The following is a 21624-nucleotide window of genomic DNA, read 5'->3' as shown; positions in this document are numbered from 1 at the left end:
GTTCATGTAGCCGTCCAGGCCGAGGAACTGCCCGCCCATCTCCAGATCGTTCCTTCGGGCGCCGGCTCGGCCGATGCCACCGTCACCGCCGGATCGAGATGACGCTCCGGCTCGGCCAGGAACTTCGCGCGGCACCCCGCCGAACAGGAGTGTCGGCCATCGCCGAGATGCTTGCCGACCACAGCGTCATGCGGGATCAGGCACGGGCTCGCGGGTGAGAAGCCTTCAACAGCACCGAAGGAGGATTGCGTCGTGTCCTTTATTTCTGATATCCACGAAATATGGAAGAAATGATTCCCTCCCGCCTGTCGACCTTGGGCCACCCGCAGCGTCTCGCCCTCTTCCGGCTGCTCATGCGGCGCTATCCGGACAGGGTGCCAGCGGGTGAGATCGCCGATGCGCTGGACCTCAAGGCGTCGACACTGTCGGCCTATCTCTCCGCGCTGATGCAGGCGGGGCTGGTGACGCAGGAGCGGGTGGGAACCTCGCTCCGCTATTCCATCGCCATGGCCGAGGTGCGCCGCACCTTCGACTATCTCATCCTCGACTGCTGCCGCGGTCGACCCGATCTCTGCGCGCCCGTCTCCCTGCCAACGATATCAGGAACCACCGGCATGTCCGACCGCAAGTACAAGGTGCTGTTCATCTGCACCGGAAACTCCGCCCGCTCGATCTTCGCCGAAGCCATCCTCCGCAAGGAGGCAGGCGATCGGTTCGAGGCATATTCCGCCGGTACCCGGCCCCACTCGGAGCTGAACCCGTTTGCCCTCGAGGTGCTGGAGCAGAAGGGGCACGATGTCTCGGTCCTGCGATCGAAGAATGTGGGTGAGTTTCAAGGGCCGGCCGCAGCGAGGTTCGATTTTGTCTTTACGGTCTGCAATCAGGCCGCGAACGAGGAGTGTCCGGCATGGAGCGGCCAGCCCGTCAGCGCGCATTGGGGCATGCCCGATCCGGTGAAGGCCGAAGGTACTCACGCAGAAAAGAGCCTCGCGTTCCAACAGACCTATGGGGCGCTGCACAACCGCATCAAGGCATTTTCGGCGCTGCCCGTCGCCTCGCTGGACCGCATCTCGCTGCAAAAGGCCGTGGACGACCTCGGCCGTAAGGATGCCGGAGCGCCCGCATGACCGTCTATGCTCTGAACGGCCTCGGCCGCATGGGAAAGCTTGCCCTCAAGCCGCTTCTTGAACGCGAAGCGGAGATCGCCTGGATCAATGACGCGGTGGGCGACCCAGCCATGCATGCGCATCTATTCGAGTTCGACACCGTGCATGGGCGGTGGGATGCGGCGTTCTCGCACGACGCGGAGAGCGTCACCATCGACGGCACGCGGCTGCCTTTCATCGGAAGGAAAGACCTGTCCGAGTTGCCGCTCGCGGGAGTTGATGTGGTCATCGACTGCACCGGCGTCTTCAAATCCGAAGCGAAATTGGCTCCGTATTTCGAGGCGGGGGTGAAGAAGGTGGTTGTCTCGGCCCCGGTCAAGGACGGTGGCGCGGCAAACATCGTCTATGGCGTCAATCACGACATCTACGATCCGGCCGAACACCGGATCATCACGGCGGCAAGCTGCACGACCAACTGCCTCGCCCCGGTCGTGAAGGTGATCCACGAAGCCATCGGCATCCGGCATGGATCGATCACCACGATCCATGACGTGACCAATACGCAGACCATCGTGGACCGCCCCGCCAAGGATCTGCGACGAGCGCGTTCGGCGCTCAATTCGCTGATCCCGACCACCACGGGGAGCGCCACCGCGATCACGCTGATCTATCCGGAACTGAAGGGCAGACTGAACGGCCATGCCATCCGCGTGCCCCTGCTGAACGCCTCGATCACCGATTGCGTGTTCGAGGTGGAGCGACCGACGACGCCGGAGGAGGTCAACGAACTGTTCAAGGCCGCCGCGAGAGGTCCGCTCAAGGGCATCCTCGGCTATGAAGAGCGCCCGCTTGTCTCCGCCGATTACACCAACGACACACGATCGGGCATCATTGACGCGCCCTCGACCATGGTCGTGAATGGCACCCAGGTGAAGATCTACGCCTGGTACGACAACGAGATGGGCTACGCGCACCGTCTGGTGGACGTGGCGCTGATGGTCGGGGCCTCGCTGTGACCGTTGCCCGACCGCGCCCGGAGGGCCTGTCAGCCTATATTGCAGTCACTGCCGCATATTGGGCCTTCATGCTGACCGACGGCGCCCTGCGGATGCTGGTCCTGCTGCATTTCCACAGGCTGGGGTTCAGCCCGGTGCAGCTGGCCTATCTGTTCATCCTTTACGAAATCGCGGGCATGGTCACGAACCTGTCGGCTGGATGGATCGCGGCTCGGTTCGGGCTGACCTCGACCCTTTATGCTGGACTGGGCTTGCAGGTCATCGCGCTGGTGGCGCTGGCGCAACTGGATCCCGGCTGGGCCATCGGGTTCTCGGTCGCCTATGTCATGATCGTGCAGGGCGGGAGCGGCGTAGCAAAGGATCTGGCCAAGATGTCCTCAAAATCTGCCGTGAAGCTGCTGGCGCCACGGGAAAATGGCGGGCTCTTCCGCTGGGTCGCGCTGCTGACCGGATCGAAGAACGCGGTGAAGGGGCTGGGCTTCCTGCTGGGTGCGGTGCTGCTCGCCACGCTGGGCTTTGTCCCGGCGGTCCTTGCGATGGCAGCGGAGCTTGCGGTCATTCTGCTAGCCGTCCTGATCGCCATGCCGCAAGGACTGCCCAAGGGACGCAAAGGAACGAAGTTCTCCGAGGTCTTTTCGAAGTCCGCGAACGTGAACTGGCTGTCGGTAGCGCGGGTATTTCTGTTCGGTGCACGCGACGTTTGGTTCGTCGTCGGCATTCCGATCTATTTCTACGCTGTGCTGTCGGACGGCACCGTCGAGGGCAACCGGGCCGCCTTCTTCATGATCGGTAGCTTCATGGCGGTCTGGACCGTCCTTTATGGAGCGGTGCAGGCGGCAGCACCCCGGCTCCTGCGTGCGGCGCAAAGATCCGACGGCGATTTGATCGACGCGGCGCGTGGCTGGGCGTGGTCGCTGGCCGCCATTCCGGCCGGGTTGACCGCCGCCGCCCTGATCTCGCCCGGGCCGCAGCCATGGCTGACGGCAACGCTGGTCCTGGGGCTGCTGGTCTTCGGCGCGGTCTTCGCGGTGAACTCATCCCTGCATTCCTATCTGATCCTCGCCTTTACCAAGGCCGAACGGGTGACGATGGATGTGGGTTTCTACTACATGGCCAATGCGGGCGGGCGCCTCCTCGGCACGCTGCTTTCGGGCCTGACCTATCAGATCGGCGGGCTGGTGCTGATGCTGGGAACGGCGGCGGCGATGGTGGCGGCGTCTGCGCTCGCTGTCGGCCGCCTCAGCCCGGACCGCCCGCAGGAGAGCCTGGCATGAGTGTCTTCGAACGTTATCTCACCCTCTGGATTGCACTTGCGATCGCCTTGGGTATCGGAATCGGGGCCACGGCGCCCGGGCTCGTCGAGGCCGTGGCAGCAGCAGAAGTGGCCAGCGTCAATCTGGTGGTGGCGGTGCTGATCTGGGCCATGGTCTATCCGATGATGGTCGGCGTCGACCTTCAGGCTGTTGCTGGCGTCGCCCGCCAGCCGAAGGGCCTTTTGATCACGCTGGCGGTGAACTGGCTGATCAAGCCGTTCACTATGGCGTTTCTGGCGGTTCTGTTCTTCGATTACGTGTTCGCGCCCTGGATCGAGCCGGAGGATGCCGCTCAGTATACCGCCGGGCTGATCCTGCTTGGTGCTGCGCCCTGCACGGCGATGGTCTTCGTATGGTCTCAGCTGACCCGCGGCGACGCGACCTACACGCTGGTGCAGGTCTCGGTCAACGATCTCGTCATGGTGGTCGCCTACGCGCCGCTCGTGGCCTTTCTTCTCGGCGTGACCGATATCGCCGTGCCTTGGGAAACGCTGGTGCTGGCGACGGTGCTCTACATCGTCCTGCCGTTGATCGCGGGCCTGCTGACCCGGCGCCGGCTTGGCTCGCCCGAGGCGATCGACGCGTTCTCGGCCCGGATCAAGCCGTGGTCGATGATGGGCCTGATCACGACCGTGGTGATCCTCTTCGGCCTGCAGGGAGAGAAGATCCTCGCGAACCCCGTGGTGATCGCCATGATCGCGGTGCCGATCCTGATCCAGAGCTATGGCATCTTCGCGCTGGCCTATGCCGCCGCCTGGACGATGAAGGTCCCACACCGGATCGCCGCACCCTGCGCCATGATCGGCACCTCCAACTTCTTCGAACTCGCGGTCGCGGTGGCGATCAGCCTCTTCGGCCTGGGCTCGGGCGCGGCGCTTGCCACGGTGGTGGGGGTGCTGGTCGAGGTGCCGGTGATGCTGACGCTGGTCGCGTTTGCGAACCGCACCCGCAAGCGCTTCCCGCAGTCCGAAGAAGACGTCGTGCATTCCAGTTCGAGAATTGTGGAATTAGATTGACAGGAAGGCTGTTCGGCGTCAATCTATTTCCATGGAACTCGAAACAGCAGCTCATCAGCTCGAGGCGCTCGGCAATCCGAACCGCCTGCAGATCTACCGGACGCTGGTGCGTGCCGGGCGAGCCGGTCTGGCGGTCGGTCAGGTTCAGGAACAGGTCGGACTGCCCGCCTCGACGCTGTCGCACCATCTGAAGCGATTGATCGACCGTGGACTTGTGCGACAGGATAGGGCGGGCAACAGCCTCATCTGCCACGCCGAGTATCCGGCCATGAGCGCGCTGCTGGGGTTTCTGGCCGACGAATGCTGCGCCGATGAAACGTGTGGACCGTCTTCGGATCGCGCGCCCGAGAAGGTGGCGGGGTGATCTCTCTTTTTGCCTTGCCCTCCCACGAATCTAGAACAATGGAATGAGGTGGCGATATGCTGATTTCCGAACTTCCAGTGGCCGTGATCGGCGCAGGTCCTGTGGGGCTCGCGGCAGCCGCCCATCTGCTTCGGCGCGGGCTCCAGCCTCTGATCTTCGAACGAGGCACCTCGGCTGGCGCGACGGTGGCCCAGTGGGCGCATGTCCGCGTGTTTTCGCCTTGGGAATACAACGTCGACGCAGAGGCGCGCGTGTTGCTCGAAGAGAACGACTGGATCGCGCCAGTACCCGATTACATGCCGACTGGCGCGGAGCTGATCCGCGACTATCTCGCTCCACTCGCCGCACATCCGGCGATCGCCCCGAACCTGCGGCTTGACGCCGAGGTTCTGGCGGTCACCCGGAAAGGGCATTCGAAGCTTTCGGGCGAGGGCCGCGACGCGGCGCCCTTCGTCGTTCTCTGGCGGGATGCTGCGGGAGAGCGGCGCCGTGCGCTGGCAAGGGCGGTCATCGACGCCTCCGGCACGTGGGTGAAGCCGAATCCGATCGGACTTGACGGGCTGCCCGTCGAGGGGGAGATCGAGAACCGCGACCGCATCCACTACGGCATTCCCGACGTACTCGGCGCAACGCGCGAGGACTATGCCGGCAGGCATACGCTCGTGATCGGCGCGGGCCATTCGGCGATCAACGCCGCCCTCGACCTGATGGATCTGCAGGAGCAGGAGCCGGGCACGCGGATCACCTGGGCCACGCGCTCGGGCGGCATCGAGCGCGTGCTAGGCGGCGGCCTCAACGACCAGCTTCCCGGCCGCGGCAGGCTCGGACTGCGGGCGGCCGAGGCAGTGCAGTCGCGACGGGTCAGCTTCCATTCGCCTTTCTCCGTCGAGCGGATTGCGGCCGAAGGCGAGGCCCTGCGGGTCCTCGGCACAGAGGACGGGCGTCCGGCAGAACTGACGGTGGACCGCATCGTTGTCGCCACTGGCTTCCGCCCCGATCTGACGCCGCTGTCCGAGTTGCGCCTGTCGCTCGACCCGTCGGTCGAAGCTACGCCGGCGCTGGCGCCGCTGATCGACCCTAACCTCCACTCCTGCGGAACCGTCCGGCCTCACGGGGTGGTCGAACTCGCACATCCCGAGCGCGACTTCTACATCGTCGGGATGAAGAGCTACGGCCGCGCCCCGACCTTCCTGATGACCACAGGGTATGAGCAGGTTCGCTCGGTCGTCGCCGAACTGGCCGGCGACGCCGTCGCTGCTCGGCAGGTGCACCTGAAGCTTCCCGAGACGGGCGTTTGCAGGACCAGGTCCACAATCGACGCAACGGCGGATGCTTGCTGCGCACCTCCGAAAGCGCCGGCGAAGGAGGCGACCTGCTGCGGCGGCCCGCCCAAGGCGAATGCCGCCGCGTGCTGCGTCGCCGACGAGCTCGCCAAGGCCGAGGGGGAAAGTGGCTGTGGCTGCAATACGGCTGCGCGGGCCAGCCTCCCGGCATGACCCTTCCTGCAAGGACCCGTACCGTCTCTGCCCTCGGTGTGATTGAGATCTTCGCTTGGGGCAGCACTTATTACCTGATGGCGGTTCTGGCGGGTCCGATTGCCGCTGACACGGGTTGGAGCGTCGGCATGCTATCCGCCGGCGTATCCGGCGGTCTCTTGGTGGCGGGCTTCGCCGCGCCGACCGTGGGCCGGCTGATCCAAATTACCGGCGGCCGGCGAGTGCTGGCGACCGGGATGGCGCTGATTGCAACGGGCCTGGTTTTGCTTGGCAGCGCCCGAAGCCTGCCGGTGTATTTCGCCGCCTGGGCCATTCTCGGTCTCGGCATGTCGGCGGGCCTGTATGATGCGGCTTTCTCGACGCTCGGGCGGCTCTTCGGGCGAGACGCGCGGGCGGCGATCACCCAGCTCACCCTGTGGGGCGGTTTCGCCAGCACGGTTTGTTGGCCGATCTCGGCATGGCTGGTCGAGATCGTCGGCTGGCGAGGGACATGTTTCGCCTATGCGGCGCTACATCTGACGGTGACGCTGCCGATCAGCCTCTGTCTCCTGCCGCGGAGACCGCCCGCGGAAGAGAAGGCGCAGTCGACCGGAGCAATGCTGCCCGACCTGCCGGGTCTTCTCGATTTGCGCTTCCTGTGCATCGTTGCGGCTGGCGTGAGCCTGTCGATGCTGGCGACCATCTGGTCGATCCATCTGATCAGGATCCTGACCGCCGAGGGATACGCATTGGCCACTGCGATTGCGCTCGGCACCTTGATCGGGCCGGCACAGGTCGGCGCCCGCGTCCTCGAGATGCTGGGCCGCGGGCGCCATCATCCGATCTGGACAATGGGTTCGGCGGTCGGTCTGGTGCTTCTCGGTTTTCTGGGTCTGCAGCTCGGAGCTCCTGCCTCCGCGGCGCTGGTCGCCTATGGGGCGGGAAATGGTCTTTGGTCGATCGCTCGCGGCGCTTTGCCGCTCACTCTCTTCGGGTCTGACCGCTACGCGCAGACGATGGGGCGCCTCGCCATGCCGATGCTTTTCGCCGCCGCCGCCGCGCCGATGATCGGTGCGTTTCTGATCGAGGCATTCGGAGCGGATGGCACCCTCGCGATACTTTCCGCCATGGCGGCCGTACCCTGCGTTGCCGCTCTGGTCCTCGCGGCCTCGGTTCATCGGCAACGAAGAATACCCGCTGTCTAGAAGATCAGACGGAGCATTCAAAGAATAATGCCCGGAGATGGGGGTGGATGCTGGCCCCCGTTTCGATCGGACACTGGGCATAGCCATGGAAGCTTGGGCATATGCCTGAGCACCTCGCCGACGAAGAGCGCGCCGAGCGTTGCCGCCAGCGTGATCAAGAACGCGACCGTGAGGGGCAGATCGTCGCGGGACAGGGCCTGTGCGTCAGTGTCGGTCAAGAACAGGCTCCTTTCGGCGGCGTGAGGAAAGAGAGGTTGCGAGGATGCACACCGCGCCCAGAGTGATCGCGATATCCGCGACATTGAACGTGGGCCAGTGCCAGTTGCGCCAGTAGAGGTCGAGGAAGTCGGTCACGGCGCCCTGCCGCAGCCGGTCGATGATGTTGCCAAGCGCACCGCCTACCACCAGGACGAAGCCTGCGCGCTCCAGCGGATGGCGCGCCCGAACTGCCATGACGGCGAAGATCAGGGTCAGTGCCCCGGTCAAGGCGGCCATCAGCAGCGGCTTACCTGCCATAACGCCGGACAGCATGCCGAAGCTCGACCCTTCGTTGAAGCCAAGCGCAAGCCCGAAGCCGGGAAGAACTGGAACCGCGTCACCCAGCGAAAGCAGCGAGAGGGCGGCCGCCTTGGTCAGCTGGTCGGCCAGCACCGTGGCGGCGACCAAGAGAAGCATCATGGGATTGGTCATGGCGCGGCCTTCCTCGGGATGCCGATCCAGCGCGGAACCGATGCGACATAGCGGTCATAGTCTGGCCCCAGGGCTTCGCGCAGCACAGCTTCCTCCGACCGGACCTGCGTGGCTGCCGACCAGAGGAACAGGATCGGCGCAAGGATCGTCGGGACGGCAGGCACCGCCAGGGCGACACCGGCCAGCAGCGCGAATTGCCCGACGAAGGTCGGGTTCCGGCTGAACTGATATAGCCCACCTGAGACGAGGCTTCCCGTTGCACCGCTCACCACACCGACGCGCCAGGATGAGCCCATCGACATCTGAGCTGCAAAGGCCACCATCGCGCCAAGGCCCGCGATGAAGATACCGATGATGCCAAGCGCAACGGCTCTTCCTTCGGTCCAGAAGGGATCGACCTTGTGCAACATCGGCCAAACTATCCAGAGGAGGGGTCCGAAAAAAGCGAGGATGAACGCGGCGCGGAACCCGAAAGCGGCCGCGCGGTCGCGTCCTGAGGCGCGGGCAAACAGCCAGACCGGTTTCCCTGCCGCCTGTGCCGCGACGGCGCTGCCCCAGAAAAAAAGCGCGAGATAGCCGAAAAGGACGGCGAGCGCCGACCAGCCGAACGGAGACAGCATCTCAGGTCTCCTCCGGATCGAAAGCGAGAAGCCGCAGTGCGTTAAGCGTGACGAGTACAGTCGCGCCCGTGTCGGCGAGAATGGCAATCCAGAGCCCGGTGATGCCAAGGATGGTGGTAACAAGAAACACCGCTTTGAGGCCGAGCGCGATCGCCACGTTCTGCCGAATGTTCGCCATGGTCGCCCGGGAAAGTCGTATTTTGCTGGCGACATCAGTTACCCGATTGCGCAGAATTGCGGCGTCGGCGGTCTCGAGCGCAACGTCGGTTCCGGAGCCCATCGCGACGCCCACATGGGCGGAGGCGAGCGCGGGGGCGTCGTTGATGCCGTCACCCACCATCATCACGTGACCCCTCGAGGTCATCTCGCGGATCGCTGCAACCTTGTCTTCGGGCATCAGCTCGGCGCGATAGTCAATGCCGAGACCGTCGGAAATGGCTGCCGCCGTGCGTCCGTTGTCTCCGGTCAGCATTACCGAACTGACGCCGAGCGCCTTCAGCTGCTTCACTGCGCGGGCGGCATCCTCTCGGGGCTCATCCCGGAGCGCGATGAGCCCGACAAGCTTGCTCAGACCGAAGACCGCTACGACCGTCTTACCCTCTTTCTCGAGGCTGGCCGCCCTCTGCCGCGCGCCATCGTCAAACACGCCGCGCTCCTCCGCGAACCGAGGAGAGCCCACCCAGGCGGGCTCGCCCTCGATGACCCCTTCGACCCCCCGGCCGGGGAGCGCCTTGGCGGCCGATGCGGCCAAGGACGTGATTCCCGCAGCTTCTGCGCGCGACAGGATCGCCTCCGCCAGTGGATGGCTCGATCCCGCTTCAACGGCCGCAGCTAGCGCCAGCACCTCCGTCTCCGATCCTGAGACCGACACCACATCCGTGATGCGCGGCCTCCCATGGGTCAGGGTCCCCGTCTTGTCGAATGCAACATGCGTGGTCGCCGCTGCGGCCTCGATCACGGCGCCTCCCTTCATCAGGAGGCCACGTCGCGAACCGGAGGAAAGCGCGGAAGCGATGGAAGCCGGTACGGATATCACCAGCGCGCAGGGGCATCCGATCAAGAGCAGCGCGAGCGCGCGGTAGATCCACGTGTCCCAGGCTTGACCGAATGCGAGGGGCGGGATGATCGCCACCAGCACCGCAACTCCGACCACGGCGGGCATGTAGATGCGGCTGAACCGGTCGATGAAGCGCTCCGTCGGCGCGCGGGCGCTCTCCGCTTCCTCGACCAGACGAATGATGCGGGCGATGGTGTTGTCCTTGGCCGACTTGGTGACCCGGACTCGCAGCGCCGCTTCAGAATTGATTGAGCCAGCAAAGACTGGCGCTTCGGGCACCTTCAGCTTCGGCATGCTCTCGCCCGTGACCGCGCTCTCATCGACGCCGGAGGTGCCCTCGATGACCTCGCCGTCTGCCGGGACCCGGTCTCCGGGGCGCACCAGAACGATCTGGCCCACCTGCAGCCGGTCGGCCGGGATCACTCGCGTCCTGCCATCCACTTCCAGTAGAGCCGTCTTCGGCACGAGGCGCGCGAGCGCACGGATCCCGTCGCGGGCCTTGTTCGCCGCGACGCCCTCGAGAACCTCCCCGACTGCGAAGAGGAAGACCACCAGCGCCGCTTCTTCCGCGGCATTGATGACAAGCGCGCCGGTGGCGGCGATAGTCATCAGCATCTCAATCGTGAATGGCATGCCCGATCGGGCGGACGCCACGGCGCGCCGCGCGATTGGCGCAACACCGATAATCGTGGCGAGGATGAAGGCCCAGTTCGCTACGTCCTCGGAGGCGAACAGATTCACGGCCCATGCCGCCGCGAGGAGGAGCCCGGTGCCGATCACCAGACTGCCCTTCGCGGTCCGATACCAACGCGAACCGGGCGCTGGGCCGCTGTCAGGCCTTGTCGATCCAGTGTCGGGCGCGACTCCTGCGGCATCCCGCGAGCCGTCCGTACGGGATTCTTGCTGGCCGTCCGGCAGCACGAAGGGTTTCCAATCCGGGCTCAATCCTTTCGCCGCGATCCCGTAGCCGAGCCGTTTGACGATCGCCTCAACCTGGTCGCGCTGGGTCTGCCCTTCGTCGAGGGTCAGCCGAAGCCGCTCGGTCATCAGCGCCACGTCGACGTCGCTCACGCCCGGCAGGTGTTGGACGGCGCCTCGCACCTTGCCGGCGCACGACGCACAGTCCATCCCGGAAACCGTCCACTCGTAGGTTGCACTGCCGTTCGCCGTCATCACGCCCTTCCACCCCGCTCAGCGGGCAACGTTGTATTCGCTCAGCCGGGAACGTAGTGTCTCTAGTAACTATAGCTTCAAGAGGGAATCTGATGCTCACCATCGGAAAATTGGGTGAAGCGGCCGGCGTGAAGGTTCCGACGATCCGCTATTACGAGCAGATCGGCCTCCTGCCGGAGCCAGAGCGCAGCGCCGGGAACCAGCGGCTCTACGGGGGCTCGGCGCTGGATCGGCTGGCGTTCATCCGCCACGCGCGCGAGCTTGGGTTTCCGCTGGACGCCATACGCGACCTTCTGAGCCTCTCCGATAAGCCGGATCAATCCTGCGCAGCCGCCGACGTCATCGCGAAGAAGCAGCTCACCGCGGTCAAGGCCCGGATCGCGCGTCTCACGGCGCTGAAGGCAGAGCTCGAGCGCATGATCACGCAGTGCGCACAGGGTACCGTGGCCGACTGCCGCGTGATCGAGGTGCTGAGCGACCATTCCCATTGCGCGCAGAACCACGGGGCGTCCGAGGCCGCCGGATGACAGCGCTGCCGACCCTGGCAGTCTATGCCGCCGCGGCTCTGGCCGAAATCGCGGGCTGTTTCGCCATCTGGGCGTGGTGGCGCCTCGGCGCCTCAGCGGTTTGGCTCGTTCCAGGCGTTGCGAGCCTGATCGCCTTTGGCTGGCTCCTGGCGCAGATCGACTCGGCCTTCGCCGGGCGCGCCTACGCAGCCTACGGGGGCGTCTACATCGTGGCGTCCGTCCTCTGGATGTGGCTGGCCGAAGGCGAGCGACCCGATCGCTGGGATCTCATAGGCGGCGTCGTTTGCCTTGCGGGGGCGGCCCTGATCCTGCTCGCCCCGCGCAGCGTCTAGACGTTAATCAGCGCGCAGCCCTTGAACCTCTAGCGACTACAGCGACTAAGATTATGTCTCGGCCGATTCTTGAGGCAGCAGGCTGCTTCTTTTCTGGCGAGGATCGAGTGCCTTTCGCATGCAGGGCAGATGAGGCCGCCTTGATCCGACGGGCAGCACAAATGGAGGCGAACCTGATGACCAAAGAACTGCCAAAGAATCCGGATGAACGTCAGCGCCGTACGCTCTGGACGGTTCTGCTGCTGAATGCGGCGATCGCCATCGGCTTTTTTGCGACAGGCGCATTGGGCGACTCCAGCGCGTTGATTGCCAACGGTCTGGACAACACCTCCGACAGCTTCGTCTACGCCATCAGCCTTTTTGCCCTGTCTCGTTCGGACAAATGGAAGCGCGGAGCCGCCAACGTGTCAGGAGGGCTGCTGCTGCTCTTCGCGGCTGGCATCCTGATCGACGCTGTTCGCCGCTACTACACAGGCTCCGAGCCGCTCGGCCCACTCATGATTTCCATGGCCCTCATTGCCGCGGTTGTGAACGGCATCTGCATCTGGCTCCTTGGTCGGCTCGAGGACCCGGACGTGAACGTCAGAGCGGCCAACACCTTCAGTCTGAACGACTTCATTTCGAACGGCGGTATTCTCGTCGCGGGCGGTCTCGTCTGGTGGCTGGGCAGCAATTGGCCCGATCTCGTGGTCGGTGTCGCGGTCGCCGGCGTCGCCGCTTGGGGCGGCATCGGAATCCTGCGCGACGCGCATGGCGAAGGCAGGAGGGCTCAAACAAATCAGTAGCTTGAGGTGGAGAAGGTTGTCTTTCAGGCCCTTCCCCTCCGCCATTTTTCCCTAATGGGTTGGATGGAATAGCGATCTGCATCAAAGGGTTAGGTGGAAGGCGGGGCCGCGGTAGGCGGAAAATCGCTCGGTTTTTGCTCGGTTTTTGCTCGGGCCGCTAAAAAATCAGATCGCCCTCTGCATCGGCTGAGTCGCAATCGATATCCCGCAAGAGCTCCTCCATTCGCGCCCACCGATCGGCGTCAAAGCCCACCAGGCTGACGCAAGGCCGCCCACCCTGGGCTGGGGGCTGCGGCGGGAGGGTTTTGCTCGTGGGCGTGCTCATGCCGCACCCCCTTCCAGCACCTCTTCCCGATGCAGAACAGTGTGCGCGACGTGGTTTATAGCCAGATCCACAAACCAATCGGTAGCGTCGCCCCAGGCCCGAGTGCCGACCTGGCGCCCATCGGCCAGGGTGCAAGACACCAGAACGCCCTCTCGCCCATCTTCATCCTTGATGGGGGATTGGTTGATGCGCGCGCGGATTTCCGCAATGCGCTGCTCTTTGGTTTTGTCGTCGATGTCTTCCTCCCTGCGGCCCATCGGCCATTGTTTTTCCTTCGCAGAGGGAAATAGGTCCAAAAACAGCCATGCAAAAATCGGGTGTCAATTAGGCGCCACGCCATAAAAAAAAGGGGCGCCCGAAGGCGCCCCATACTCGTTAAACACCCTGCGCCGCCTGCCATTGCTCCAATGCAACCCGCAGACAGACGATCATCTGCCGTTCATGCGACTTGGCGTCCTTGAACGCCGCTACGGTGCGCGGATCCTCGATGCCCAAAACGGTAGGCAAGCGGCTTGGGGGTAGACCGGGCACTGCCGCATCATCTGCGATTTTTCGGCGTAAGTGGCCCCGCGGTCGAACGCCAGCACCCGGTCGTGCATGTCCTGCCGACACGCCGCCGTCAAAGCCCCGCCTGTGTGCTCCCACGTCCGCCAAAGCAGCATCAAATCAGCCATCCGAAAATTCCTTTGCAATATCTACTATTTTTGGCACCTCCCTGTCGAATAGGGCAAGCGCCTCTGCGCTAGGCATACGCATGACCGGGGGCGTTTCTTCCACCGCCGCGCGCGAAACACGCCGGAGGGCGAAACGCACATCCAGCCGGCACTCCAGAGCGGCACCCAGGCGGCGCCACGGTGCGAGGCTACTCATCGTCCAGGACCCCTCGTCATTGTGCCGGCGGCGGCGGGGCGCGTGTCCCTGGACCTGGACATCGTAGATGAGCGCACGACCGGTGATCGCGGTGTAGAGCAGATTCACGATTTTCAGGGCGATGCGCAGCAGAATCACCAGAATCCAAACCAGCGCCAGAAGCTCCCAGGTTTGAGAAATGATGGCGATAAACGAACCGCCAAACGCGAAAATTGCCAGCAACGCGTTGATACGACCCCACCAAAACATGGCGGCCCTCCTATGATATGGGTGAAATAAGAAGTGCGACTCCATCGGAACCGCCCTCTCGCGCGACACTTCACTCATGCGTTCGCGCCAGCATGTCCGCCGCAAACCCGACGGTTGGTATGACACCCGGCGGGAACCGGGCTACTCGTCTCGTGAGCTACTCGCGCTTTCATCACTTGCCGCTAACATGGTGCGCTTGGGGCGCGGACTTCAGTGATGCTGGTTGAGCCAGGCGCTGTTTCCCGGCCAGAAAGGTGCCCCATGCATTGGTTAGAACGGGATTTCGTCCCGGTCGTATGGATCGGTGACCGCCGCCCCGTTGAAACCGGCCTGACGGCCTGTGTTTTGTGTGGGCCCGGGCTCGGTGGCGCGGCGGTCATCGGCCGTCGCTGCGCCACGAGGCCCGAGGTCGAGGCGATCGACGCGGATTTCGAGATCCTGCCGCTTTTCGCCCTGGTATTCGTATTCGCGTGTGCTGAACTCGCCGGTGAAGAAGATCAGGCCTCCCTTTTGCAGCAGGCCCTCCATCGTCCGGGCTTGCTTGCCCCATATGCCGAGGTTGAAAAAGTCGGTCTTCTTACGGTCGCCCCAGCCGTTATCGACGGCCACGCGGACATTCAGCACTTCGGTGTTGCCGGCGGCGCGGACTTCTCCCATGCGGGCGACACGGCCCATGGCGGTGATGGTTGCAGACATGCTCTCTCTCCTTGCTTGATAGGGAAATAGGTTCGTTCTGGCCGATCCAAAAAATTAAGCGGCCAGATCGACCTTTTCCTCGACGGCTTGGGAGGCCAGCAGGAAATCCGCCGCTTTTGTCGCTGCCGAAGCGGCAGTGAATATCGCGCGGGAGTCCGATTTCAGGACCTGCAGCCAATTCGCCACATATTCGGCATGGTCCATGCGGGGCTGGTTCGACACCCCCAGGTCAGCACAGAGGAACGCGGCGGTCAGTTCAGCGACGAGTTCTTCCACGGCGTATGCGGCGTCCCCGAACCTTTTGCCGAACTCCCTTTCCAAGCGGCTGGCATGGCCTGTCCAATGGGCGGCTTCGTGCAGCAGCACGCTCTGGAACGCGGGCACGCTCACGAAGTCGGCCAGCGGCGGCCTCTGCACATAGTCGAGCCGGGGATGGTAGAACGCCCGATCGCCACCAAAGCGGACATCCACGCCGGCAGCGGCCACCAGGCGCTCGGCCGCGCTTGGCTCGTGCGGCGGGGCATCCACGGCGCCGGGGGCCTCGTAGCCCTCTGTTTGGGCCAGGTTGAAAGCGTAACTGGTCTTCAAGACGAACCGCTTGCCAGCCTCTTCCTCATCGCCTTCCGCCCGGTCTTTCGCGGGAAGGTCTTTCCAGAAGACGATGAGGCTCGCTTTTTCCCCTTTGCGCACCTTGGCGCCGGCGGCTTGCCATTGCTTGAAGGTCCCCCACAGCGGGCTGGAAAAGCCCTTATCCTGGGCCTCCCCCCACAGCATTAAAACATTGATGCCACGATACGCCCGGCCCGAAGCCACATTGACGGGCCACCCGCCTTGGGAATGCCACGGCATCCCATACCCTTTGCCGGTTGACCTGCCACTGGTCTTTCATCCAGTTGCGACCGGAGCCCAGTGATCATTTGTGGGTGTCTTCGATGTAAAAGCAATGGCTCGGCTTGCATGGGCCTCCATTCGCGCAACGGGGCGGTCGATTGCGGTGATCAGAGCCCGGGCAAAGTCTGCCGGCGTCTGATAGCCGAGCGCCGAGTGGGGCCGCTCTGTGTTGTAGTCCCGGACCCAGGACGCGATCAGATGGCGAGCATGGGCCAAGCTATGGAACAGCGTTTCGTTGAGGAATTCGTCGCGCATCCGGCCGTTGAAGCTTTCGACGAAGCCGTTCTGCATGGGCTTTCCCGGCGCGATGTAGTGCCACTCGATCCGATGCTCGCCGCACCATTTCAGGATGGCATTCGAGGTCAGTTCCGTGCTGTTGTCGGAGACGATCATGCCCGGGCGCCCCCGCCGTTCGATCAGTGCCGTCAGCTCCCGCGCGACACGGCGGCCCGAGATCGACGTGTCGGGGATGGCGGCAAGGCATTCCCGGGTCACGTCATCGACCACATTCAGGATCCGGAACCGGCGCCCGCAGGCGAACTGGTCGTGAACGAAGTCGAGGGACCAGCGTGCATTGGCCCGCGGCTCGACCAGGATCGGCGCGCGGGTGCCAAGCGCCTTGCGGCGGGCGCTGCGTTTACGGACGGTTAACCCCTCTTCGCGGTAGAGCCGATAGATCCGGTTGATGCCAGACGGCTCTCCTTCCCGCCGCAGCAGCACGAACAGCCGCCGGTATCCGAACCTGCGCCGCTCGTTGGCAAGCTCGCGCAATCGTCCGCGCAGCGCCCCATCTGCCGGGCGCCGCGACCGATAGCGGACCATCCTGCGATCGGCGCCCGCGATCCGGCACGCCCGCCGCTCCGAGACCCCGAACCGGGCCTGCAGATGCGCGACCGCCTCGCGCTTCACGACGGGCGTCACCATTTTTTTGCCAGCAGATCCTTCATCGCGGCCATGTCGAGCATCTGCTCGGCCAAGAGCCTCTTCAGCTTGGCATTCTCATCCTCGAGCGCCTTCAGCCGCTTCGCCTCAGGCACCGTCATGCCGCCGAGCTTGGCTTTCCAGTTGTAGAAGGTGCCTTCCGACATCCCGTGCTTCCGACACAGATCGGCGCACTTCGCGCCCGCGTCGTGCTCGGCCAGAATGCCGATGATCTGCTCGTCCGTGAATCTCGTTCGCTTCATTGTCCGTCCTCAGGTTGGGCCGGACTCTAATCGACGGTGGAGGAAAAATCCCGTGGCAGGTCACGGTCGCCAAGCCGGACTCGATTGCGGCAACGATTTTCGCGGTGATGTCGTCGTAGGTGCTCATGTCGGCCTCCTGTTCCTCATCAGGGGGAACAGGGGCGACTGGGGGCCTATAGACTTACGGACTCCAACCTGGATACGATCCGGCACGCACTGCTGGAGAGAAGAATGCCGTTGCCTGATTTAAGCAAATTGACAGAATCCCAAATCAAATGGATTGAAGCGATGTGCGGACAGTTTGAACTCGAATCCACCAACCATCGCGAGGACGACTCCGACATCATTGACGAAACGGTCCTCGAAAGCATCAGCGATCTTATCAAGGTCCATCACGCATTCAGCCGGCAAGCGCTCTCGAAAGACCGATTTGAATATGCCTTGGAAGGGGCGGTCAAGGTCAGCAACAGGCGGGCAGAACTCGCGCCGCGCGGCAACGCCGGGCACGACATCACCATCGACAATGCACGGTTCTCGCTGAAGACAGAGGCGGCCGCGGCGTCGAAAGAGGACGTGATCCACATCTCTAAAATCATGGAGCTGGGCAAGGGCGACTGGACCCTGGAAGACCTGCGGGACAAGATGTTGGCCCATATGGAGAAGTACGAGCGCATCCTGGTCTTCCGATACCTGCCGAAGAAGGAAGGCAAGAAGGACAATCAGGTGGTGGTCGCCCACCGCTATGAACTGGTGGAAATCCCAAAAGAGCTGCTGATGCGCGCAAAGACCGCACAGCTCATTGTCTGCACGGACAGCAAACAGAACCCACAGCCTGGCTACGGTATTGTCTACGGCGATGACTGGACTGCCCCCACGGAGTGGTCCGGGTTGATTGTTAGTGCATCGTCGGCCGCTGGTCTATTGGGATGAGGGCTTCCGGTGCGGGCGGGCGGTATCCCAGGGAGCTGTGCGGCCTGACAGTGTTGTAGTGGCGGCGCCATCGCTCGATGAGGATCTGGGCCTCCCTAAGCGAATAGAAGACTTCTGCGTCCAGGAGTTCGTCGCGGAATCGAGCGTTGAAGCTCTCGCAATACCCGTTCTCCCAGGGTGAACCCGGCTCGATGAACGCGGTCTTGGCACCAACTGCGCCGATCCAGCCCTGCACCTTCTTGGCAATGAATTCCGCGCCATTGTCGGACCTTATGAACGCAGGCGGGCCACGCAAGATGAACAGCTCCGTCAGGGCGTCGATTACGTCGGTGGAATTGAGCTTGCGGTTTGCACGGATCACCAGCGCCTCCTTCGTGAATTCGTCGATGATATTGAGCGTCCGAAACAGCCGTCCGTCATGTGTCCGGTCCTGAACGAAATCATAGGACCAGACGTGGTTCGGGTGCTCCGGTCGGAGACGGACGCAGGACCCGTCGTTCAACCAGAGCCGACCCTTCTTTGCCTGCTTTTGTGGGATCTTCAGCCCTTCACGCCGCCATATCCGTTCCACGCGTTTATGATTTACATGCCAACCGGCGTTGTTCAGCAGTCCGGTGATCATCCGATAGCCATATCGCCCGTAGGTGCGAGCGAGCGCGATGATGTCCTCCGTCAGCCGTTCTTCGTCCGGGGCGCCGCAAGGAACCTTGCGTTGCGTTGAGCGGTGCTGCCCGAGGGTGCGGCAGGCGCGGCGCTCGGATATGCCAAGCGCCTGCCGCACATGATCGATGCACTTGCGACGGCGCGAAGGGCTTAGAAGTTTCCCCGTGCAGCCTCGCTCAGGATCATCTTGTCCAAGGTCAGATCTGACACCGCGCGCCGCAACCGCTGGTTCTCCGCCTCAAGCTCCTTGAGACGCTTCAGCTGATCCCGGTTCATGCCGCCATACTGCTTGCGCCAGCGATAATACGTCGGCTCGGTCACGCCGATCTGCCGCACCGCGTCGGAAATCGCCATTCCCTGTCCATGAAGCACTTCGATCTGTCGAAGCTTCAGAACGATGTCTTCCGGTTTGTCTCGCTTGCCTGCCATCTGATGGTCCTCCTGAACAGGATATTTGTATCCCAGTTGGCGGACCACTTCAGTGGGGGCACTCCATCACCGCCAGCGACACTCCCAGCAGAGATGGGGGGCTAGGCTGCGCGAGCGGCGACTAGCCCTGCGAAAGGCCCCACCTTACGGGTGGGGCTTTTTTTACTCGGCGGCGATCTGGGCGTTCAGATCGCCCAGCACAGCGTCGTCGCTCGTTGCGTGTGCGGCGGCGGCTTTTTCCAGTTCGATGAGCTGCTTGTAGAACGCGTCCCCGCCGAGCTCTTTCCGGATCTCGGGCTTGACCTGCGCCCAAGCCCAGTCGACGGTCTTCTCGGGGTCCTGGGTGACAGCAAGCAACCGTTCGCGCCACGCGTCGGCAGGGCCTTTACGCTCCACCACCAGCGGTTGGATCCGGTGCTCCTTCTTTTTCCCGCGCGAAACGGTGAGGTTCAGGCTGCGCGGGCCAGCGATGCCCTCGACGTGGGACACACGGATGCCGCCAACCGCCTTGCCGCCATACACCACCGTTTCGTCGCAGAAGACGGTGCAGGAAAGGCCGAGCCACTTCGACGGGTCATCGCCCCAGCAGGCCGCCAAAATGCGCAGCGCGGTCTTGGAAAGCACCCGCGGCCGTCCTTGGTCGCCGTCGTAGTTGAGCCGGATCCGGCCGTCCGCCTCGGTGCCGCCGGAAATGCGGATGGTGCGCGGGCCGGCGACAAGATCTTCAGCGTTGAGCTGGTCGCTCTTTGCTTGCATCGCGCGGCGGATGCTGTCGATGTTCATGTTCGTCATGGCCCTCACCTTCGCGCCCCAGAAGGACGTGTGATCGGCGGCGAAATAACCGTCTGCTGCGCGAAATGTACCCTGCAGCTCGACCGTGTCGCCCTGGACGAGCGGGACCATTGTCTGCAGCCAGAGTGCCGTGGCCTCGGAAGCATGCGCTCCGGAGACCTCGCCCCGCGATCCCCGGATTTCGGTTGACCCGTTTAACACCAGCCGCCCGCGCATGCGGGCATTGGTGCTGGAATTGAACTTGAAGAGCAGCGTCGCGCCGAAGTGGTAGGTGCCGACGACCGGCGCAACGAACCGGTTGTTGCCGGCATCGAACGCCCCTTGGTCGTTATAGTCGGTGTTGTTGATGCCGATCTTCGTCCAAGTGTCGACGGCGGCGTAGTTGTCGTAATTGGTGTAGCCCTTGAAGCGCGGCAGCCGGGGCTGGTCGACAATGCCGGTGGCGTTGTCGACGATCAGCCCGTCGAAGAAGGTGCTGCCGTCGGCCGAGACCGCCAGCCGGAACCTGTCCGAACCAAATAAGCCCATCAGTGCCTTGGTGACATAGCCGGTCTGGAGGGTGAGCCCGAGGTCGCGGCCGGCGGCCTCCTTGTTCATGGTATAGAAGAGATCGCCGCTGCCCCCTTCAGCGACGGTCCTGGCGGTCCAGAGCGCGGCATTGAGCTTGGCCGAGAACGGATTTGCCGGTGGTCTCGGACCGGGCGGCGGCGAAGCCTCCGCGCATGGCGTCGGGCCAGGCCCCGAAGCGGCGTTCCGGCACACGGTAGGCAATCTCGAGATACTGGGTCGGATCGTCGCCCGCCTCGCGGATCCGGGTCGCCATCGCGGCCAGCCGGTCCTGATCCCACGTGACCTTCTTCGGCAGATCGGCGATCACCACCACGCCCGCATCCTCGATCCGGACGGTGCCGGAGGTCTTGCCTTGGGCGGAACGCTCGGCCTCGGTCGCCGCGCCATAGCGCTGCGCCAGTGCCGCCTCGAAACGGTCCTTCAGGCGCTTGACCCCGGCGGTCTCGGCCGCTGCTTCGTCCTGCAGCGCGAGCAGCAGCGCAGGCGGCATGTCGGCGATCTCGCTGATCGACAACCGGTCGAGGTCATCGAACGTCGGCATGTTGCCGGCGCGCCCCTCGGTCGGCGCATCGGTGCTTGGGAACGGCATGGCCATCAGCGCCCCTCCCGCTTCAGGGCCGCATTGACGGCGCGGTCCGTGCCGAGTGCCCCGGCCTCGCGGGCCAGGCGGTGGAGCCGTTCGAGCGCCGAGGAGCGGCGGATCGCGGCCGACACGTCGGCATTCGCCGCCACGACGGCGAAGGCGATGTCGTCGATGGTCGCCATCTCGATCAGCAGCGGCTCGGTCTCGTTTCCCTCGCGCCAGGGCGCGGGGATCGCATCCGGCAAGTCGTCAAGGCTGTGGAAGGCACGGCGCAACCGCGTCATCAGGTTCGGCAGCCGGGCGGGGTGCGGCTCCGTTATGGCGGTCTCGGCCGGTTTTCCGGCGATGGCGAAGTAGAGGGACGGCGGGAGCCGATCCCCGATCCAGGCAAGCACGGCGCGCATCAGGCGGCCTCCTCTGTAGCGATGATTTGGGAAAGCGGGATCGGCGCATGGCGCGGTTTGGTCCGCGCGATGGCCAGATAGGCGAAGCGGTCGGGGCCGACCCGGACCTGCACCAGATGCACCAGCGCAGCCTCGAAGGCGCGGTGAGCGGCACTGGCCAGTGCCCCCAGCCTGCGGCGATCCGGTTCCGGAAGGGTCGAGATCACCGCCGTGGCATCAATGCCGAGGAACCCGCGATGATACTCGAGGCGGTCGCCCGACATGGCCTGACCGATCCACGCGCAGAACTCGATGTCGGTGAGCGGCCGGGGCTTGGCCGGGATGAAGGCGGTGGGGTGCATGACGAACATCTCCATGTC

The 21624-nt window shown here is 64.0% G+C and carries 25 protein-coding genes; 11 read left to right on the top strand and 14 right to left on the bottom strand.

The window, feature by feature from the left end; all coding sequences use genetic code 11:
* Window positions 1-281 precede the first annotated feature (281 nt).
* The 7 genes from PXD02_RS08120 to PXD02_RS08090 all read left to right on the top strand — a co-directional run bounded on the left by PXD02_RS08120 (window position 282) and on the right by PXD02_RS08090 (window position 7495).
* Window positions 282-1127 carry an arsenate reductase/protein-tyrosine-phosphatase family protein gene (locus tag PXD02_RS08120; protein WP_114077098.1) on the top strand — a complete coding sequence of 282 codons (846 nt, stop codon included), beginning with the start codon at window positions 282-284 and terminating at the stop codon, window positions 1125-1127.
* Complete coding sequence (locus PXD02_RS08115) at window positions 1124-2122, top strand: ArsJ-associated glyceraldehyde-3-phosphate dehydrogenase (RefSeq protein ID WP_114077097.1); 999 nt, start codon at window positions 1124-1126, stop codon at window positions 2120-2122. Before PXD02_RS08120 ends, PXD02_RS08115 begins: the two co-directional genes overlap by 4 nt.
* Before the next feature lie 68 nt (window positions 2123-2190).
* A complete protein-coding gene (gene arsJ / locus PXD02_RS08110; protein ID WP_473092065.1) occupies window positions 2191-3396 on the top strand; it encodes an organoarsenical effux MFS transporter ArsJ in 1206 nt (401 codons plus the stop codon).
* Window positions 3393-4451 (top strand): ACR3 family arsenite efflux transporter, encoded by a 1059-nt coding sequence (gene arsB, locus PXD02_RS08105; protein WP_114077095.1) that lies wholly within the window; start codon window positions 3393-3395, stop codon window positions 4449-4451. Before arsJ ends, arsB begins: the two co-directional genes overlap by 4 nt.
* 31 nt (window positions 4452-4482) lie before the next feature.
* Entirely contained in the window at window positions 4483-4815 is a 333-nt protein-coding gene (locus PXD02_RS08100; protein WP_114077094.1) for an ArsR/SmtB family transcription factor, read from the top strand.
* Window positions 4816-4871: 56 nt separating this feature from the next.
* Entirely contained in the window at window positions 4872-6311 is a 1440-nt protein-coding gene (locus tag PXD02_RS08095) for an FAD-dependent oxidoreductase (protein WP_275106292.1), read from the top strand.
* Entirely contained in the window at window positions 6308-7495 is a 1188-nt protein-coding gene (locus tag PXD02_RS08090) for an MFS transporter (protein ID WP_275106291.1), read from the top strand. Before PXD02_RS08095 ends, PXD02_RS08090 begins: the two co-directional genes overlap by 4 nt.
* Window positions 7496-7512: 17 nt before the next feature.
* On the opposite strand, the gene PXD02_RS08085 is transcribed toward PXD02_RS08090, so the two are convergent.
* From PXD02_RS08085 to PXD02_RS08070, 4 genes are read right to left on the bottom strand one after another with little or no spacing between them, the layout of a single operon-like run.
* Window positions 7513-7713, bottom strand: a complete 201-nt coding sequence (locus PXD02_RS08085; RefSeq protein WP_162784794.1) for a hypothetical protein — start codon at window positions 7711-7713, stop codon at window positions 7513-7515.
* Complete coding sequence (lspA, locus tag PXD02_RS08080; protein WP_114077091.1) at window positions 7700-8185, bottom strand: signal peptidase II; 486 nt, start codon at window positions 8183-8185, stop codon at window positions 7700-7702. The genes PXD02_RS08085 and lspA overlap by 14 nt, the downstream gene beginning before the upstream one ends.
* Window positions 8182-8805: a methyltransferase family protein gene (locus PXD02_RS08075; RefSeq protein ID WP_114077090.1), complete on the bottom strand. Its 624-nt coding sequence runs from the start codon at window positions 8803-8805 to the stop codon at window positions 8182-8184. Before PXD02_RS08075 ends, lspA begins: the two co-directional genes overlap by 4 nt.
* A 1-nt stretch (window position 8806) precedes the next feature.
* Entirely contained in the window at window positions 8807-11035 is a 2229-nt protein-coding gene (locus PXD02_RS08070; protein WP_241963298.1) for a heavy metal translocating P-type ATPase, read from the bottom strand.
* A gap of 92 nt (window positions 11036-11127) precedes the next feature.
* Here PXD02_RS08070 and PXD02_RS08065 point away from each other — a divergent pair, with 92 nt between their 5' ends.
* The 3 genes from PXD02_RS08065 (at window position 11128) to PXD02_RS08055 (ending at window position 12679) form a co-directional block, all read left to right on the top strand.
* The gene (locus tag PXD02_RS08065) at window positions 11128-11562 is read left to right on the top strand and encodes a MerR family transcriptional regulator (RefSeq protein WP_114077089.1); all 435 of its coding nucleotides are present in this window, start codon (window positions 11128-11130) and stop codon (window positions 11560-11562) included.
* Window positions 11559-11894 (top strand): YnfA family protein, encoded by a 336-nt coding sequence (locus PXD02_RS08060; protein ID WP_114077088.1) that lies wholly within the window; start codon window positions 11559-11561, stop codon window positions 11892-11894. Before PXD02_RS08065 ends, PXD02_RS08060 begins: the two co-directional genes overlap by 4 nt.
* 176 nt (window positions 11895-12070) lie before the next feature.
* A complete protein-coding gene (locus PXD02_RS08055; RefSeq protein ID WP_114077614.1) occupies window positions 12071-12679 on the top strand; it encodes a cation efflux transmembrane domain-containing protein in 609 nt (202 codons plus the stop codon).
* A gap of 321 nt (window positions 12680-13000) precedes the next feature.
* Here PXD02_RS08055 and PXD02_RS08050 read toward each other — a convergent pair whose 3' ends face one another.
* From PXD02_RS08050 to PXD02_RS08030, 5 genes are all read right to left on the bottom strand, one after another.
* Window positions 13001-13261, bottom strand: coding sequence for a hypothetical protein (locus tag PXD02_RS08050; protein ID WP_275106290.1), 261 nt, complete (start codon window positions 13259-13261; stop codon window positions 13001-13003).
* A gap of 409 nt (window positions 13262-13670) precedes the next feature.
* Entirely contained in the window at window positions 13671-14123 is a 453-nt protein-coding gene (locus PXD02_RS08045; protein WP_275106289.1) for a hypothetical protein, read from the bottom strand.
* Between the two features lie 270 nt (window positions 14124-14393).
* On the bottom strand, window positions 14394-14819 hold the full coding sequence (locus tag PXD02_RS08040; protein WP_275106288.1) for a single-stranded DNA-binding protein: 426 nt from the start codon (window positions 14817-14819) through the stop codon (window positions 14394-14396).
* Window positions 14820-14873: 54 nt separating this feature from the next.
* Window positions 14874-15668: an ArdC family protein gene (locus PXD02_RS08035; protein ID WP_275106287.1), complete on the bottom strand. Its 795-nt coding sequence runs from the start codon at window positions 15666-15668 to the stop codon at window positions 14874-14876.
* A 36-nt stretch (window positions 15669-15704) separates the two neighbouring features.
* Window positions 15705-16894, bottom strand: a protein-coding gene (locus tag PXD02_RS08030) for an IS3 family transposase (RefSeq protein WP_275103585.1) whose coding sequence is annotated in 2 segments (ribosomal slippage) — window positions 15705-16642 and window positions 16642-16894 — 1191 coding nt in all. Because the reading frame shifts where the segments join, the coding sequence is not laid out codon by codon here.
* A 231-nt stretch (window positions 16895-17125) separates the two neighbouring features.
* On the opposite strand from PXD02_RS08030, the gene PXD02_RS08025 reads away from it, so the two are divergent.
* Window positions 17126-17824 (top strand): hypothetical protein, encoded by a 699-nt coding sequence (locus PXD02_RS08025; RefSeq protein WP_275106286.1) that lies wholly within the window; start codon window positions 17126-17128, stop codon window positions 17822-17824.
* Here the strand turns inward: PXD02_RS08025 and PXD02_RS08020 are convergent.
* The 5 genes from PXD02_RS08020 to PXD02_RS08000 all read right to left on the bottom strand — a co-directional run bounded on the left by PXD02_RS08020 (window position 17790) and on the right by PXD02_RS08000 (window position 21621).
* Window positions 17790-18916, bottom strand: a protein-coding gene (locus PXD02_RS08020) for an IS3 family transposase (RefSeq protein WP_275103593.1) whose coding sequence is annotated in 2 segments (ribosomal slippage) — window positions 17790-18652 and window positions 18652-18916 — 1128 coding nt in all. Because the reading frame shifts where the segments join, the coding sequence is not laid out codon by codon here. The genes PXD02_RS08025 and PXD02_RS08020 overlap by 35 nt on opposite strands.
* A gap of 162 nt (window positions 18917-19078) precedes the next feature.
* Entirely contained in the window at window positions 19079-20305 is a 1227-nt protein-coding gene (locus tag PXD02_RS08015) for a complement C1q domain-containing protein (protein ID WP_275106285.1), read from the bottom strand.
* 28 nt (window positions 20306-20333) lie between these two features.
* Complete coding sequence (locus PXD02_RS08010) at window positions 20334-20873, bottom strand: hypothetical protein (protein WP_275106284.1); 540 nt, start codon at window positions 20871-20873, stop codon at window positions 20334-20336.
* Window positions 20873-21265 carry a hypothetical protein gene (locus tag PXD02_RS08005; protein WP_275106283.1) on the bottom strand — a complete coding sequence of 131 codons (393 nt, stop codon included), beginning with the start codon at window positions 21263-21265 and terminating at the stop codon, window positions 20873-20875. Before PXD02_RS08005 ends, PXD02_RS08010 begins: the two co-directional genes overlap by 1 nt.
* Window positions 21265-21621 carry a hypothetical protein gene (locus tag PXD02_RS08000; RefSeq protein WP_275106282.1) on the bottom strand — a complete coding sequence of 119 codons (357 nt, stop codon included), beginning with the start codon at window positions 21619-21621 and terminating at the stop codon, window positions 21265-21267. Before PXD02_RS08000 ends, PXD02_RS08005 begins: the two co-directional genes overlap by 1 nt.
* Between the last annotated feature and the right edge of the window lie 3 nt (window positions 21622-21624).

It is taken from the genome of Paracoccus sp. S3-43, assembly GCF_029027965.1.
Lineage (GTDB): Bacteria > Pseudomonadota > Alphaproteobacteria > Rhodobacterales > Rhodobacteraceae > Paracoccus.
Note: the sequence above shows the minus strand (reverse complement) of the source record. Positions and strands in the feature narration are given on the sequence as shown.